This window comes from Limimaricola cinnabarinus, assembly GCF_002723615.1.
GTDB classification, from domain to species: domain Bacteria; phylum Pseudomonadota; class Alphaproteobacteria; order Rhodobacterales; family Rhodobacteraceae; genus Limimaricola; species Limimaricola cinnabarinus_B.
Window position 1 is genome coordinate 126,026 of the sequence record NZ_KZ304951.1, and the last position, 14,520, is coordinate 140,545.

At 68.5% G+C, this 14,520-nt stretch carries 13 protein-coding genes; 10 read left to right on the forward strand and 3 right to left on the reverse strand.

The genetic code is table 11. From position 1 onward, the window contains the following. Position 1: 1 nt before the first annotated feature. A complete protein-coding gene (locus tag CJ301_RS00620) occupies positions 2–499 on the reverse strand; it encodes a phosphatidylglycerophosphatase A family protein (RefSeq protein ID WP_099273179.1) in 498 nt (165 codons plus the stop codon). After that, the gene (locus CJ301_RS00625; protein ID WP_437438405.1) at positions 496–1,611 is read right to left on the reverse strand and encodes a bifunctional 2-C-methyl-D-erythritol 4-phosphate cytidylyltransferase/2-C-methyl-D-erythritol 2,4-cyclodiphosphate synthase; all 1,116 of its coding nucleotides are present in this window, start codon (positions 1,609–1,611) and stop codon (positions 496–498) included. Before CJ301_RS00625 ends, CJ301_RS00620 begins: the two co-directional genes overlap by 4 nt. A gap of 271 nt (positions 1,612–1,882) precedes the next feature. Between CJ301_RS00625 and dusB the strand changes: the two genes are divergently transcribed. The 10 genes from dusB to CJ301_RS00675 all read left to right on the forward strand — a co-directional run bounded on the left by dusB (position 1,883) and on the right by CJ301_RS00675 (position 14,156). Continuing rightward, positions 1,883–2,881, forward strand: a complete 999-nt coding sequence (gene dusB, locus CJ301_RS00630; protein WP_099273183.1) for a tRNA dihydrouridine synthase DusB — start codon at positions 1,883–1,885, stop codon at positions 2,879–2,881. Beyond that, positions 2,878–3,954, forward strand: coding sequence for a two-component system sensor histidine kinase NtrB (locus CJ301_RS00635; protein WP_099274115.1), 1,077 nt, complete (start codon positions 2,878–2,880; stop codon positions 3,952–3,954). The genes dusB and CJ301_RS00635 overlap by 4 nt, the downstream gene beginning before the upstream one ends. Beyond that, on the forward strand, positions 3,954–5,327 hold the full coding sequence (locus CJ301_RS00640) for a response regulator (RefSeq protein WP_162620379.1): 1,374 nt from the start codon (positions 3,954–3,956) through the stop codon (positions 5,325–5,327). Before CJ301_RS00635 ends, CJ301_RS00640 begins: the two co-directional genes overlap by 1 nt. A gap of 157 nt (positions 5,328–5,484) precedes the next feature. Further along, the gene (locus tag CJ301_RS00645; protein WP_099273187.1) at positions 5,485–7,707 is read left to right on the forward strand and encodes a sensor histidine kinase NtrY-like; all 2,223 of its coding nucleotides are present in this window, start codon (positions 5,485–5,487) and stop codon (positions 7,705–7,707) included. Between the two features lie 8 nt (positions 7,708–7,715). After that, positions 7,716–9,110: a nitrogen assimilation response regulator NtrX gene (gene ntrX, locus CJ301_RS00650; RefSeq protein WP_099273189.1), complete on the forward strand. Its 1,395-nt coding sequence runs from the start codon at positions 7,716–7,718 to the stop codon at positions 9,108–9,110. Between the two features lie 104 nt (positions 9,111–9,214). Beyond that, positions 9,215–10,591 carry a Trk system potassium transporter TrkA gene (gene trkA / locus CJ301_RS00655; protein WP_099273191.1) on the forward strand — a complete coding sequence of 459 codons (1,377 nt, stop codon included), beginning with the start codon at positions 9,215–9,217 and terminating at the stop codon, positions 10,589–10,591. A 4-nt stretch (positions 10,592–10,595) separates the two neighbouring features. Continuing rightward, positions 10,596–12,116 carry a TrkH family potassium uptake protein gene (locus CJ301_RS00660; RefSeq protein WP_099273193.1) on the forward strand — a complete coding sequence of 507 codons (1,521 nt, stop codon included), beginning with the start codon at positions 10,596–10,598 and terminating at the stop codon, positions 12,114–12,116. Between the two features lie 125 nt (positions 12,117–12,241). Next, positions 12,242–12,475 (forward strand): RNA chaperone Hfq, encoded by a 234-nt coding sequence (hfq, locus tag CJ301_RS00665; RefSeq protein ID WP_017928544.1) that lies wholly within the window; start codon positions 12,242–12,244, stop codon positions 12,473–12,475. Beyond that, complete coding sequence (hflX, locus tag CJ301_RS00670; RefSeq protein WP_099273195.1) at positions 12,472–13,755, forward strand: GTPase HflX; 1,284 nt, start codon at positions 12,472–12,474, stop codon at positions 13,753–13,755. Before hfq ends, hflX begins: the two co-directional genes overlap by 4 nt. A gap of 41 nt (positions 13,756–13,796) precedes the next feature. Continuing rightward, a complete protein-coding gene (locus CJ301_RS00675) occupies positions 13,797–14,156 on the forward strand; it encodes a VOC family protein (RefSeq protein WP_099273197.1) in 360 nt (119 codons plus the stop codon). A gap of 4 nt (positions 14,157–14,160) precedes the next feature. Here the strand turns inward: CJ301_RS00675 and CJ301_RS00680 are convergent, their stop codons facing one another. Further along, positions 14,161–14,496, reverse strand: coding sequence for a DUF3140 domain-containing protein (locus tag CJ301_RS00680; protein WP_099273199.1), 336 nt, complete (start codon positions 14,494–14,496; stop codon positions 14,161–14,163). Positions 14,497–14,520: the final 24 nt, after the last annotated feature.

Below are 14,520 nucleotides of genomic sequence, written 5' to 3' on the forward strand. Positions count from 1 at the left end.
CTCAGCCTCCGAAGATCAGGACGCCATGCGCCAGCGCCGCCAGCACAACCACGCCGAGGGCGGCAAAGATCCCGGCGACGACGTCGTCGAGCATCAGCCCGGTGATGTCGCCGCGCCGGTCGATGCGGCCCACGAGCCAGGGCTTCCAGATGTCGAACAGCCGAAACAGCGCGAAGGCCGCGACCCAGCCGGGCCACAGATCGAGCACCGGCGCGCCGACATGGGCCGCGCCGAACAGCACCGGCCAGATCGCGATCCACTGGCCCACCACCTCGTCGATGACGACATGGGAGGGATCGTGATCGCCCGCGCGCGCGGCCTCGGCCCTTGCCGCCGGAAAGCCCAGAACCAGCGCCAGCGCGATCATGGCGAGCATCAGCCACGGCCCGCCGATCCAGTGGATCGGCAGCGCCACGACGAGGGCGGCGAGAGAGCCCCATGTGCCGGGGGCGGGGCGGATCAGCCCGCTGTAGAAGAAGGTGGCGATGAGCCGGCTCATGATTTCACCAGCGTCGCGGTGGCCATGGCGGCGATGCCTTCCTCGCGGCCCGCAAAGCCCAGCCGCTCGGAGGTGGTCGCCTTGACGCTGACCCTTCCCGGCTCGATCTGCATGATCCGCGCAAGCTCGGCGCGCATCGCCTCGGCATGCGGGCCGATCTTGGGCCGCTCGCAGATCAGCGTCACGTCGCAATGGGTGACGGCAAAGCCCTCGACCCGCGCGAGATCGGCGGCATGGGCGAGGAAGATCTCCGAGCGCGCGCCCTTCCACTGCGGATCGGAGGGCGGGAAATGCTGGCCGATATCGCCATGCGCCATCGCGCCATAGATCGCGTCGGTCAGCGCGTGCATGCCGACATCGGCGTCCGAATGGCCCGCAAGCCCTGCGTGATGCGGGATCTCGACCCCGCACAGCCAGACCGCGTCGCCCGGCCCGAAGGCATGCACGTCGAATCCATTGCCCGTTCTCACATCCATGTCGCACCCCAATATCCGCTCGGCGCGGGCGAAATCCTGCGCGCCGGTGATCTTCAGATTGTCCTCGTGGCCCGGCACGACCGTAACCGCAAGCCCCGCCGCGCGCGCCACCGCCACATCGTCGGCGGCGGGCGGGCCGTCATGGGCGCGATGCGCCGCGAGGATGGCGTCGAAACGAAAGCCCTGCGGCGTCTGCGCGCGCACCAGTCCCTCGCGCGAGGGGGCCTCGGCCACCCTGTTGTCCGAGACGCGCCACAGCGCGTCGGTGACGGTGAGGCCGGGGGCCGCCGCCGCTCCATGATCGAGCGCCGCGATCACCGCGCGGATCGTCTCGCGCGGCACCAGCGGCCGCGCGGCATCATGAATGAGAACCCTCAATGGCGCGTGCTTTTCCAGCGCCTCCAGCCCCGCGCGCACCGAATGCGCGCGCTCCGCGCCGCCCGGCACGACGAGATCGGCCATGGCCTCGATCTCGGGGTGCCGGCCGATCTCCTCGGCGCGCAGCACGAGGCAGAGGGGGCCGAGCCCGGCAAAGGCCGCGATGCTGCGCGCCAGCACGGTCCGCCCGCCCAGATCGCGCCACTGCTTGGCCAGCCCGCCGCCCGCGCGCAGGCCGCGCCCGGCGGCGACGATCACGGTGGCGACCGTCGCGTCATCGGTGGTCGAGGGGTCGGGATCGGGCAGGGACGACGAGGGGTCGGACGGGCGGGATGTCACGCTCTCTCCTTCACGCGGCGGTCGGGCTTGTGTAGGGGCTGGCACGGGGCGGTGCAATTCCATCCTTTCCGGCAGGATTGCGCACAATTTTTAGGCAAATGCGATATGCTGCGGCAATTGCACATGCATTGCGATTGAGACGCCCCGGCCCACCCCGTAATTCGGACCCATACGCACAGGTTTCAGGCAGATGACACCCGCCCCGCTTTCCCCCATCGATCTCGGCTCCGGCGTGACCTTCGACGCCCCTGTGGCGCTGGCGCCGCTGGCGGGGATCACCGACCTGCCGTTCCGCCGCCTCGTGGCCTCCTTCGGGGCGGGCTGGGTCGTTTCGGAGATGGTCGCGAGCCAGGAGATGGTGCAGGCCAAGCCGGGGGTGCGCGAACGCGCCGAGCTGGGATATGAGCGCTCGGATACCGGCGTGCAGCTCGCTGGCCGCGATCCCTACTGGATCGCCGAGGCCGCGCGCATGGTCGAGGCCAATGGCGCGCGCTTCATCGACATCAACATGGGCTGCCCGGCCAAGAAGGTGACGGGCGGGCTGTCGGGCTCGGCGCTGATGAAGACGCCGGACCACGCGCTGCGGCTGATCGAAGCGGTGGTCGGCGCGGTCTCGGTGCCGGTGACGCTCAAGACCCGGCTGGGCTGGGATGACGAGCTGCGCAACGCGCCGCAGATCGCCCGCCGGGCCGAGGCGGCGGGCGTGCGCATGGTGGTGATCCACGGGCGCACGCGCTGCCAGTTCTACAAGGGCGCCGCCGACTGGGCCGCGATCCGCGCGGTGCGCGAGGCGGTCTCGATCCCGGTGATCGCCAATGGCGACATCCTCGATGCCGAGACCGCCCGCACCGCGCTGGCGCGCTCCGGCGGGGCGGGGGTCATGGTCGGGCGCGGCGCACAGGGGCGGCCCTGGCAGCTGGCGCGGATCATCGCCGCGCTGACCGGCGCGCCCGCGCCCGAGATCCCGCAAGGGCGCGGCTTCACCGACATGGTGGGCGCGCATTACGAGGCGATGATGGGCTTTTACGGCACGGCACTCGGCGGGCGCGTCGCGCGCAAGCATCTGGGTTGGTACATGGAGGAGGCGGGCACGCCCGCGCCCTTGCGCCGCGAGCTGCTCACCGCCGCGCCGGAGCGGGTGCCGGGGCTCCTGCCGCTCGCGCTGCAAGGCGAGAGATGCGCGGCATGACCGATGATGGCGCGCTGTGGAACTCGCTGCCCGTGCCGGCGCTGCTCTTGGGCGAGGAGGATCGCATCCTCGAGGCCAATTCCGCCGCCGAGCTTTTCCTCAACGTCTCTCTGCGCAGCCTGAGCGGCGCGGTGTTGTGGGACAAGCTGCGCAGCGAGGTGCCGCTCGAGGAGGCCTTTGCAAAGGCCCGCGCGCAGCGCAGCGCGCTTTTCGTCAACGATATCGAGCTGGGCACGAATGACCGGCCCACGACCCAATGCTCGGTGCAGATCGCGCCGCTGGCGGGCCACGAGACGCAGATGCTGCTCCTGATCTCGCCGCGCGAGATGGCGCATCGCATGACCCAGAAGCAGGCCACCGGCAAGGCCGCGAAATCGGCGATCGGCATGGCCGAGATGCTGGCACACGAGATCAAGAACCCGCTGGCGGGCATCACCGGCGCGGCGCAGCTTCTGTCGATGGGGCTGTCGGCCGAGGACCGCGAGCTGACCGATCTCATCGTCGAGGAAAGCCGCCGGATCGTGAAGCTGCTCGAACAGGTTGAGCAGTTCGGCAATCTGCGCCCGCCCGCGCGCCGCCCCGTCAACGTGCACGACACGCTCGACCGGGCGCGGCAATCGGCGATGGTGGGCTTTGGCGCGCATATGAGCTTCGTCGAGGATTACGACCCCTCGCTGCCGCGCGCGCTTGTCGATCCCGACCAGCTCCTGCAGGTGGTGCTCAACCTCGTGAAGAACGCCTGCGAGGCCGGCGGCCCCGGCGGCACGATCCGCCTGCGCAGCTATTACGACCCCGCCTTGCGCGTGCGCCAGCCCGATGGCGGCCAGGCCCGGCTGCCCTTGCAGATCGAGGTGCAGGATGACGGGCCGGGCCTGCCGCCCGAGATCGCCGAGGAGGCCTTCGAGCCCTTCGTCTCGGGCCGCGAGAACGGCACCGGGCTGGGCCTCGCGCTCGTCTCCAAGCTCGTCACCGAGAATGGCGGCTGGATTTCCGTCGAAAGCGCCCCCGGCCGCTCCGTGTTCCGGATCTCGCTGCCGCGCGCCCCCGAAGATCATCCCAGCGGAGAACACTGATGGACGGAACGATCCTGGTCGCCGATGACGACCGCACCATCCGCACCGTGCTGACCCAGGCGCTGACGCGCGCGGGCTGCAAGGTGCATGCCACATCCTCGCTGGTGACGCTGATGCGCTGGGTCGAGGAGGGCAAGGGCGATCTGGTGATCTCGGACGTGGTCATGCCCGACGGCAACGGCATCGAGCAGCTGCCGAAGATCGCGCAGGCCCGGCCCGGCCTGCCGGTGATCGTGATCTCGGCGCAGAACACCATCATGACCGCGATCCAGGCGACCGAGGCCGAGGCCTATGACTACCTGCCCAAGCCCTTCGACCTGCCCGACCTGATGAAGCGCGCCAGCCGCGCGCTCGAGGCCAAGCGCCGCGCGCCCGCGCCCCGCGGCCCCGAGATGTCCGACGCCGCCGCGGGCGGTGACCTGCCGCTGGTGGGCCGCACGCAGGCGATGCAGGCGCTCTACCGGCTGGTGGCGCGGGTGATGAACACCGCGCTGCCGGTGCTGATCACCGGCGAAAGCGGCACCGGCAAATCGCTCATCGCGCGCGCCATCCATGATTTCTCCGACCGCCGCGCGCGGCCCTTCGTCACCGTCACGCCCTCGGACCTCGCCGGCATGGACGGGCCGGATGCGGTTCTGAGCCGGGCGCGCGGCGGCGCGATCCTGTTCGACGAGGTCGGCGATCTCGATGCCGAGGCGCAGCTCCGGATCGTGCGGATGCTCGACGCGATGGGCGATCACGCGCCGCGCATCATGGCGACCTCGCAAGGCGACCTGGCGCAGAGGCTCGAAGAGCACAGCTTCCGCGAGGATCTCTACTACCGCCTCGCCGGCGTCACCATCGCCGTGCCTTCCTTGCGCGAGCGGGTCGAGGACATCCCGCTTCTGGCCGAGCATTTCCTGCTCAGGGCGGAGCGCGACGGGCTCGGGCCGCGCCGGCTCGCGCCGCAGGCGCTCGAGGCGATCCGCGCCTATTCCTGGCCCGGCAATGTGCGCCAGCTCGAAAACGCGATGCAGCGACTCGTCGTGACCTCGAATGGCGAGGAGATCGGGCGCGGGGATGTCGAGCTGGTGCTCGGCGGGCAGCCCATGGCCGAGCCCTTGCGCGGTGGCCATGAGGGCGAAAAGCTCTCGGCCAGCGTCGAGCGGCATCTCAAGCGCTATTTCGACCTGCATGGCGGCCAATTGCCACCCATCGGCCTCTACCAGAGGATTCTCAAGGAAATTGAAACACCTCTGATCGAAATCTCACTCGATGCGACAGGTGGAAACCAGGCGAAATGCGCCGATCTTCTGGGCATCAACAGGAATACGCTGCGCAAGAAGATCACCGATCTCGATATACGCGTGACACGACGCCGCAAATTGATGTAAAACCGCAACAGAACCGTGACCCCCCGGACCCAAGGCCGGGGCGGAATCGCGGCGACGAGGCGGGGAACTTGCGTTCCCATCAGACGGGGCAGGGTGTTTGAGGCGGCTATCGACCTCCCGATTCGCGCGTGTCACGCGCTGGCGTCGCCAGCGGCGCGTGCAGAATGTCGCGACGCTGTCGCTCGTTCTGCTCGGCCCGGTGCTGGCCTTTGCCACCTATTGGGTGATGGGTCCGCTCGATCAGGGCGCCTCCTCGTTTTCGCTGCGCCTCGTGCTGCTGGCGGATCTGGTCTACGCGCTCGTGGTCGCGGCGCTGGTCTCGTTCCGGGTGGCGCGGATGATCTCGGCCCGGCGCGCGCGCTCGGCCGGCTCGCGGCTGCACCTGCGGCTCACGGGCGTCTTCGCGCTGCTGGCGCTGATCCCCACCGTCCTCGTGGCCGTGTTTTCGGTCCTCACCATCAATGTCGGCCTCGAAGGCTGGTTCTCCGAGCGGGTGCGCACCGTGCTGGGCGCTTCGCTCACCGCGGCGCAGGCCTACGAGGAGGAGCACCGGCAGGACCTGTCGCGCGACGGGCTGGGGCTTGCCAATTTCCTCAATGCCGAACGCAGGGCGCAGCCCTTTCTCTCGGATGGCGAGGTGCGCCAGGCCCTGGGCCGGGTGGAGGGGCAGATCGAGCGCGGGCTGACCGAGGCCTTCGTGATCGACAGCGCGGGCGAGATCCGCGCCCGCGGCGCGCGCAGCTACGAGTTCGGCTATGAGCGCCCCGAGCCCGAACGCTTCGCGCAGGCCGATGCGCGCGGCATCGCCATCGTCGAGGACTGGGTCAACAACGAGTTCCGCGCGCTGATCCCGCTCGACGCCTTTCTCGACCGCTATCTCTATGTCACCCGCGAGGTCGATGGCGGCATTCTCGCGCTGCTCGACGACACGCAGCAGACGGTCGAGCTCTACCAGCAGCTCGAAGCCGAGCGCGGGCGGCTCCTGTTCGAGTTCGGCCTGCTTTATCTCGGCTTCGCGGTGATCCTCATCCTCGCGGCGATCTGGCTCGGGCTGTGGTTCGCCGAGCGGCTGTCGAAGCCGGTGGGCCGCCTCGTCTCGGCCTCGCAGCGCGTCGGCGCGGGCGATCTCGACGTGCGGGTGGTCGAGGAGGAGGGCGATGACGAGATCGCGCAGCTCGGCACCTATTTCAACCAGATGACGCTGGAGCTGAAGGCGCAGCGCGACCGGCTTTTGGACAATACCCGCCAGATCGAGGCGCGGCGCCGGCTGTTCGACAGCGTGCTGGGCTCGGTCACCTCGGGCGTGATCGGGCTCGAGGCCGACGGCCATGTCGCCTTCGTCAACCGCTCGGCTCTGCGGCTGCTGGGGATCGAGGGCGAGCTGGAGGCGACGGCGCTGGCGGTGGTGGTGCCCGAATTCGCGCCGCTCTTCGACGCGCTGCGCGATGGCGAGCGCGAGGCGGTGCAGGAACAGGTCCAGCTGATCCGCGACGGGCGGCACGAGACGCTTCTGGTGCGCATGGCCCCGAGGCGCGCCGATGACGGCGCGCTCGAAGGCTACGTGGTCGCCTTCGACGATGTGAGCGACCTCGTCTCGGCGCAGCGCATGGCCGCCTGGGGCGACGTGGCGCGCCGCATCGCGCATGAGATCAAGAACCCGCTGACCCCGATCCGGCTTTCGGCCGAGCGGATCCAGCGCAAGTTCTCCCGCAGGCTCGACGCCGAGGATGCCGAGGCGCTCGAACGCATGACCGAGGTGATCGTGCGCCAGACCGGCGATCTGCGCCGCATCGTCGACGAGTTCTCGAAATTCGCGCGGATGCCCGAGCCCGACCGCATCCGCAACGATCTCGTGGCGATCCTGCGCGACGCGGTGACGCTGCAGGAGGCCGGCCAGCCCGATGTGCGCTTCGAGGTGGATCTGCCGGCGCAGGGCGTTCCAGCCGCGCTCGATGCGACCATGATCACCCAAGCGCTCACCAACCTTATCAAGAACGCAGGCGAAGCCATTGAGAGCGTTCGGGAAAAACATGGCGATGAGGGCTATGAGCCGGTGATCCGCATCGAGATGAGCGCCGGGGCCACGGAGGCGCGGATCATCATTGCCGACAATGGCATCGGCCTGCCCGAGGATCGGGCGCGGCTGTTCGAGCCATATGTCACGACGCGCGACAAGGGCACCGGCCTCGGCCTGCCCATCGTCAAGAAGATCATCGAGGAACATGGCGGCAGCCTGTCCCTCGTCGACGCGCCACCCTTCGAGGAGGGCGCCCGCAGGGGCGCCATGGCGGTCATCACCCTTCCGGTTCTGCGCGAGGGTCATGACGAATCGGGGGACATCGAGAAGACCGGGCAACCGGCATTGCAGGCAACAGCATGAGGCATGAGATGGGCGACATCCTGATCACCGACGACGAGCGCGACATCCGCGAACTGATCTCCGACATCCTGCGCGACGAGGGCTATTCGACCCGGCTCGCCAGCAGCTCCGACGAATGCATGACCGCGATCGAGGAGGAGGTGCCCGCGCTGATGATCCTCGACATCTGGCTGAAGGACAGCCGGATGGACGGGATCGACATCCTGAAAACCGTCAAGCGCGAGCATCCCGGCGTGCCGATCGTCATCATCTCGGGGCATGGCAACATCGAGATCGCGGTCGCCGCGATCAAGCAGGGCGCCTATGACTTCATCGAGAAGCCCTTCAACATCGACCAGCTTCTGGTGGTCATCAAGCGCGCGATGGAAACCTCGCGGCTGCGGCGCGAGAATGTCGAGCTGCGCCGCGGCGATGCGCCGCCCTCCGAGATGCTCGGCGAAAGCGCCTCCTTCCGCTCGCTGCGCAGCCAGCTCGACAAGGTGACCCGCTCCAATGGCCGGGTGATGCTCACCGGCCATCCCGGTTCGGGCAAGGAGATCGCCGCGCGCTACATCCACGCCAATTCCAACCGCGCCGCGGCCCCCTTCGTCACCGTCAATTCGGTGACGATCGAGCCCGAGCGCATGGAAGAGGTGCTGTTCGGCAAGGAAAGCGCCGAGAAGGGCATCGAGAAGGGCCTCTTGGAGCAGGCCAATGGCGGGGTGATCTATTTCGACGAGGTCGCCGACATGCCGCTCGGCACACAATCGAAGATCCTGCGCGTGCTGGTCGACCAGTCGTTCCAGCGCGTCGGCGGCAGCGAGAAGGTGCAGGTCGACCTGCGAGTGATCTCTTCGACCAACCGCGACCTGCAGGCCGCGATCCGCGGCGGCTCCTTCCGCCAGGAGCTCTATCACCGGCTCAACGTCGTGCCGATCCACGTGCCCGGCCTCGAGGAGCGGCGCGAGGACATCCCGCTGCTGGCCGAGCATTTCATCGCCGAGCTCAACAAGAGCCAGGGCCTGCCGCTGCGCCCCTTGGGCGAGGATGCGCGCGCGCTGTTGCAGACCATGCTCTGGCCCGGCAATATCCGCCAGTTGAAGAACGTCGTCGAACGCGTTCTGATCCTTGGAGATTCCTCGGGCGAGATCAGCGCCAAGGAGCTGCCCGGGGTCGATGATCCGAATGGCGAGGAGGGCCGCGTCGTGCTGTCTGGCGGGCTGGCCACGCTGCCCTTGCGCGAGGCGCGCGAATTGTTCGAGCGCGAATACCTGCTCACCCAGATCAACCGCTTCGGCGGAAACATTTCGCGCACCGCGGCCTTTGTCGGGATGGAGCGCTCGGCGCTGCACCGCAAGCTCAAGAGCCTCGGCGTCGTCACCTCCTCCAAGGCGGGCGCGCGGGTGGCGCATGTCGGGAACTGATCGGGCGGGGCGACGGGCGGCCGATTGACCGCCCGCGCCGGCTCTGGCACTCCGTGGGGGCATGAGCGCCCCCGCGGGCGCGTTCCAACGGGTCGGGAACCAAGATGAAGGTCATCATCTGCGGCGCCGGGCAGGTCGGCTGGCAGATCGCCCGGCACCTGTCGGGCGAGCGCAACGACGTCACCGTCGTCGACAGCAACCCCGATCTCGTGCGCCGCGCCACCGATACGCTCGACGTCCAGGGCATCACCGGCTTTGCGAGCTATCCCGACGTGCTCGACCGCGCAGGCGCGCGCGATGCCGACATGATCATCGCCGCCACCCATAGCGACGAGGTCAACATGGTCACCTGCCAGGTGGCCCATTCGGTGTTCTCGATCCAGCGCAAGATCGCCCGGCTCAGGGCGCAGTCCTATCTCGACGCGATCTATTCGGACCTCTACCGCCGCGATCACATGCCGATCGACGTGGTGATCAGCCCCGAAAAGGCGGTCGCCGAAGCGGCGTTGCAGCGGCTTGCGGCCCCTTCGGCCTTCGATGCCGAGAGCTTCCTCGAAGGGCGCGCGCATCTTTTGGGCATCGCGATCGACGAGGACTGCCCGGTCATCAACACGCCGCTGCGCCAGCTCACCGATCTTTTCTCGACGCTGCGCGCCATCGTGGTCGGGATCAGGCGGCGCGGCCGCCTGTTCGCGCCCTCGCCCGAGGACCAGATCTTTCCCGGCGACGCGATCTATGTCTTCACCGACACCGACGACATGGTCCGCACGCTGGAGATCTTCGGCAAGCGCCACGCCAAGCAGGAGCGGATCGTGGTGATCGGCGGCGGCAATGTCGGCCTCGGCGTCGCCCGCGCGCTCGAAAACCGGCCCGACCGGCTGCGCGTCAAGATGATCGAGCGCGACCGCATGGCCGCCGAGCGCGCCGCCGATCAGCTCGACCGGACCATCGTGCTCAATGGCGACGGGCTCGACGCGGCGCTTCTGGAGGAGGCGCAGATCGGCACCGCCGACGCGGTGCTCGTGGTCACCGATGACGACAAGACCAACCTTCTGGCCTCGGTGCGCGCCAAGGCGCTCGGCTGCCCGCTGGCGATCTGCCTCGTCAACGACCCGACGCTGGTGCCGCTCATGCAGGCGATGGACATCGACGCCTATATCAACCCGCGCTCGACCACCGTCAGCTCGATCCTGCGCCATATCCGCCATGGCCGGGTGCGCGGGGTCTATTCGATCGGCGACGCCGAGGCCGAGCTGATCGAGGCGCAGGTGCTGGGCACCTCGCCGATCGCCGGGCAGCGCATCCGCGACATCGCCTTTCCCGAGGGCGTGCTGGTCGGCGGCGTGCTGAAGGACGGGCGGATGACCAAGATCCACGGCGCGCTGAGGATCGAGGAGGGCGATATCGTGGCGCTCTTCGCCATGGCCTCGGACGTGTCGGAGGTCGAGCGCCTGCTGCAGGTCTCGATCGACTTCTTCTGACGCGATGGAGCACCGTCTCACCCGCATCCCGTTCTTCGTGCTGCTGATGGCGATCGGCTCGGTGGCGATGCTGCTGCCGGCGGTCCACGCGCTGGTGCGCGAGGACTGGCTCACCTCGCGGACCTTTCTCTACGGCGCGATCCTCGGCCTGATGCTGTCGCTGCTGATCGGCCTCGCCACCGCCAATTACCGCCCGACCAGCGTGCCGCGCAGCCAGCTCTCGGCGCTGCTCGCGGCCTTCACGCTGCTGCCGGTGATGTTCGCCATCCCGTTCCACGAGGCGCTGGGGACGACCTCCTTCCTCAACGCCTGGTTCGAGATGGTGTCGAGCTTCACCACCACCGGTGCGACGGTCTACGACAATGTCGCCCGGCTCAACGACAGCCTGCATCTGTGGCGCGCGACGGTGGGCTGGCTCGGCGGGCTGCTGATCTGGGTCACGGCGGTGTCGATCCTCGCGCCGATGAATCTCGGCGGTTTCGAGGTGCGCAACCCGGCCATGGTCGGCGAGGGCGGCAGCCGGCTGAGCCAGATCACCCGCGTTGCCGATTCCTCCGAGCGCCTGGTGCGCTATGCCGCGCGGCTGCTGCCGATCTATACCGCGCTGACCGCGCTCTTGTGGCTCGGCCTCGTGGCGGCGGGCGACCGGCCCTTCGTCGCCTTCAACCACGCGATGTCGACGTTGGCCACCAGCGGCATCAGCCCGATCGGCGGGCTGCGCTACGACACTTCGGGCTTCCTGGGCGAGCTGCTGATCATGATCTTCGGCGTCTTCGCGCTGTCGCGGCTTACCTTCGCGCGCAACATGTTCGGCGATCATGGCGGCCGGCTGATGCGCGACCCAGAGCTGCGCATGGGTCTTGCGCTGGTGCTGATCGTGCCGGGGCTGTTGTTCATGCGGCATTTCTTCGGCGCGGTCGAGGACCGGGTGGAGGCGGACCTGCCGCAGGCCGCTGCCGCCCTGTGGGGCGCGCTGTTCACCGTGTCGTCCTTCCTGACCACCACCGGCTTCGAAAGCCGCTACTGGCTCGGCGCGGCCGACTGGTCGGGGCTGGAGACGCCGGGGCTGGTGCTGGTCGGGCTGGCTTTGATCGGCGGTGGCGTGGCGACGACGGCGGGCGGGGTCAAGCTGATGCGGGTCTATGCGCTGTGGATGCATGGCAAGCGCGAGCTGGAGCGGCTGGTGCACCCGCATTCGATCGGCGGCGACGGGGTCGAGGCGCGGCGCATCCGGCGCGAGGGCGCCTTCATCTCGTGGATCTTCTTCATGCTCTTCGCCCTCTCGGTCACCGCCGTCATGCTGGCGCTGTCGCTGACGGGGGTGCAGTTCGAGGTGGCGATGACGCTGACGGTGGCGGCGCTGTCGACCACCGGGCCGCTTGCCGAGATGGGCGCGCAATACCCGATTTCCTATGCCGGCATCCCGGCCATGGCCAAGATGATCCTCGCCGCCGCGATGGTGCTGGGCCGGCTGGAGACATTGGCGATCATCGCGCTCTTGAACCCGTCGAGCTGGCGCAGTTAGGACACGCGGGAGGGCCGGTGCGCCAGCGCATGGATTTCCGGGCTGGAAACTCCACCCGCGCCAAGACATACTTGCCCGAACATGCGAAAAGGCCGGTCCGCGGCCGCAAGAACAAAGGGACGGTGATGGCCGGAGACAAGCAGAACCTTCAGGACGCCTTCCTGAACCACGTGCGCAAGATCAAGGTGCCGGTGACGATCTTCCTGATCAACGGCGTGAAGCTGCAGGGCGTGATCACCTGGTTCGACAATTTCTGCGTGCTGCTGCGCCGCGATGGCCAGAGCCAGCTCGTCTACAAGAGCGCGATCTCGACCATCATGCCGTCGCAGCCCGTGAACCTCTATGACGGTGAAGATTGACCGATTATTACATCCCCGAGGCCCCGGACACCCGCACATGGGTGATCCACCCCGAGATCAAGAACGACCCCGACCGGCGTGAGCCCGAGGCCGCGCTGGCCGAGGCCGTGGCGCTGGCCGAGGCGCTGCCCGGGCTCGACATCACCGGCTCCGAGATCGTGCGCCTGCCCAAGCGCCACCCGGGCATGCTGTTCGGCACCGGCAAGATCGAGGAGCTGAAGCAGCGGCTCAAGCAGAACGAGATCGAGCTGGTGCTGATCGACGGCCATGTCGGCCCGGTGCAGCAGCGCAATCTCGAAAAGGAATGGAAGGTCAAGATCCTCGATCGGACCGGCCTCATTCTCGAGATCTTCGGCGACCGCGCCGCCACCCGCGAGGGCGTGCTGCAGGTCGAGATGGCGGCGCTGAGCTACCAGCGCACGCGGCTCGTGCGCGCCTGGACGCACCTTGAGCGCCAGCGCGGCGGGCTTGGCTTCGTCGGCGGCCCCGGCGAAACCCAGATCGAGGCGGACCGCCGCGCCATCGACGAGCAGCTCGTCCGGCTGCGCCGGCAGCTCGACAAGGTCGTCAAGACCCGGACGCTGCACCGCGCCTCCCGCGCCAAGGTGCCGTTTCCGATCGTGGCGCTGGTGGGCTATACCAACGCCGGCAAGTCGACGCTGTTCAACCGGCTCACCGGGGCCGAGGTGATGGCCAAGGACATGCTCTTCGCCACGCTCGACCCGACCATGCGGCGCGTGGTGCTGCCCACCGGCGACGAGGTGATCCTGTCGGACACGGTGGGCTTCATCTCGGACCTTCCGACCGAGCTGGTCGCGGCCTTCCGCGCCACGCTCGAAGAGGTGCTCGACGCCGATCTGGTGCTGCATGTGCGCGACATCGGCCATGCGCAGACCGCCGAGCAGGCGCGCGAGGTCGAGACCATCCTGTCGGGCCTCGGCCTGCCCGAGGACACGCCCCAGATCGAGGTCTGGAACAAGATCGACGCGCTGGAGCCCGACACCCGCGAGGCCGCGCTGGAACGGGCCGGGCGCACCGAGAATGTCTGCGCCGTCTCGGCCATCACCGGCGAGGGGATGGAGCCTCTGCTCGACCTCATCTCGGAGGCGCTCGGCGGGGCCAAGCATGCCGAGGAGCTGACCGTGGCCTTCGCCGAGGGGCGCAAGCGGGCCTGGCTGTTCGAGCAGGGTCTCGTCGAGGAGGACACGCAGACCGAGGAGGGCCACAGGATGCTGGTCCGCTGGTCGGCGGCGCAGAAGGCGCGGTTCGAACGGCTTTGAGGGGCGCGGCGCAGGCGGTGCGCCTTGTGGAAAGACACGCGATGATCCTCGACCTGCATCACCTCCAGCTCGCCATGCCGAAGGGCGGCGAGGCGCTGGCGCGCGGCTTTTACGGCGGCGTGCTGGGGCTGTCGGAGACCGCCAAGCCCGCGGCGCTGGCCGGGCGCGGCGGGGTCTGGTTCGAGACGCGGGCGATCAGGCTGCATCTCGGCGTGGAGGAGCCATTCGCCCCGGCGCGCAAGGCGCATCCGGCGTTCCGGGTCGCCGATCTCGACGCGATGCGCCTGCGCCTTGCCGCAAGGGGCATCGAGGCGCGCCCCGACATCGACCTGCCCGATCTCAGGCGGCTTTATGTCGACGACCCCTTCGGCAACCGCATCGAGATCTGCGAGACGGTCTGAACCCTCATTTCAGCGGGTCGTGGCCCCAGTTCATCAGGCTGTAGCGCCACTTGGAATGCTCGACGTCCTCGTCGGGGCCGCCTTGCGCCTTGTGGCGCTTGATGTAGCCCACGACCTTGGCCATGTGGTCCCACTGGTCGTCGGAAAGATCGGCCTTGTTGGTGCGCTTGATCTCGACGATGCGCTTGCCCGATTTGTGGCCGGTGCTTTCGCCCTCGCCGCCGGTATCGCCGACCTTGCGGCTTTCCTCGGTGTCGAGAAACTCCTCGACCTCCTTCGGGGCCATGTTCACCAGATCGCCCCATTCCTCCCAGATCTCGTCATGCGACTTGCCGCTCATGCCGTCCTCCCATGCCTGCGTGCA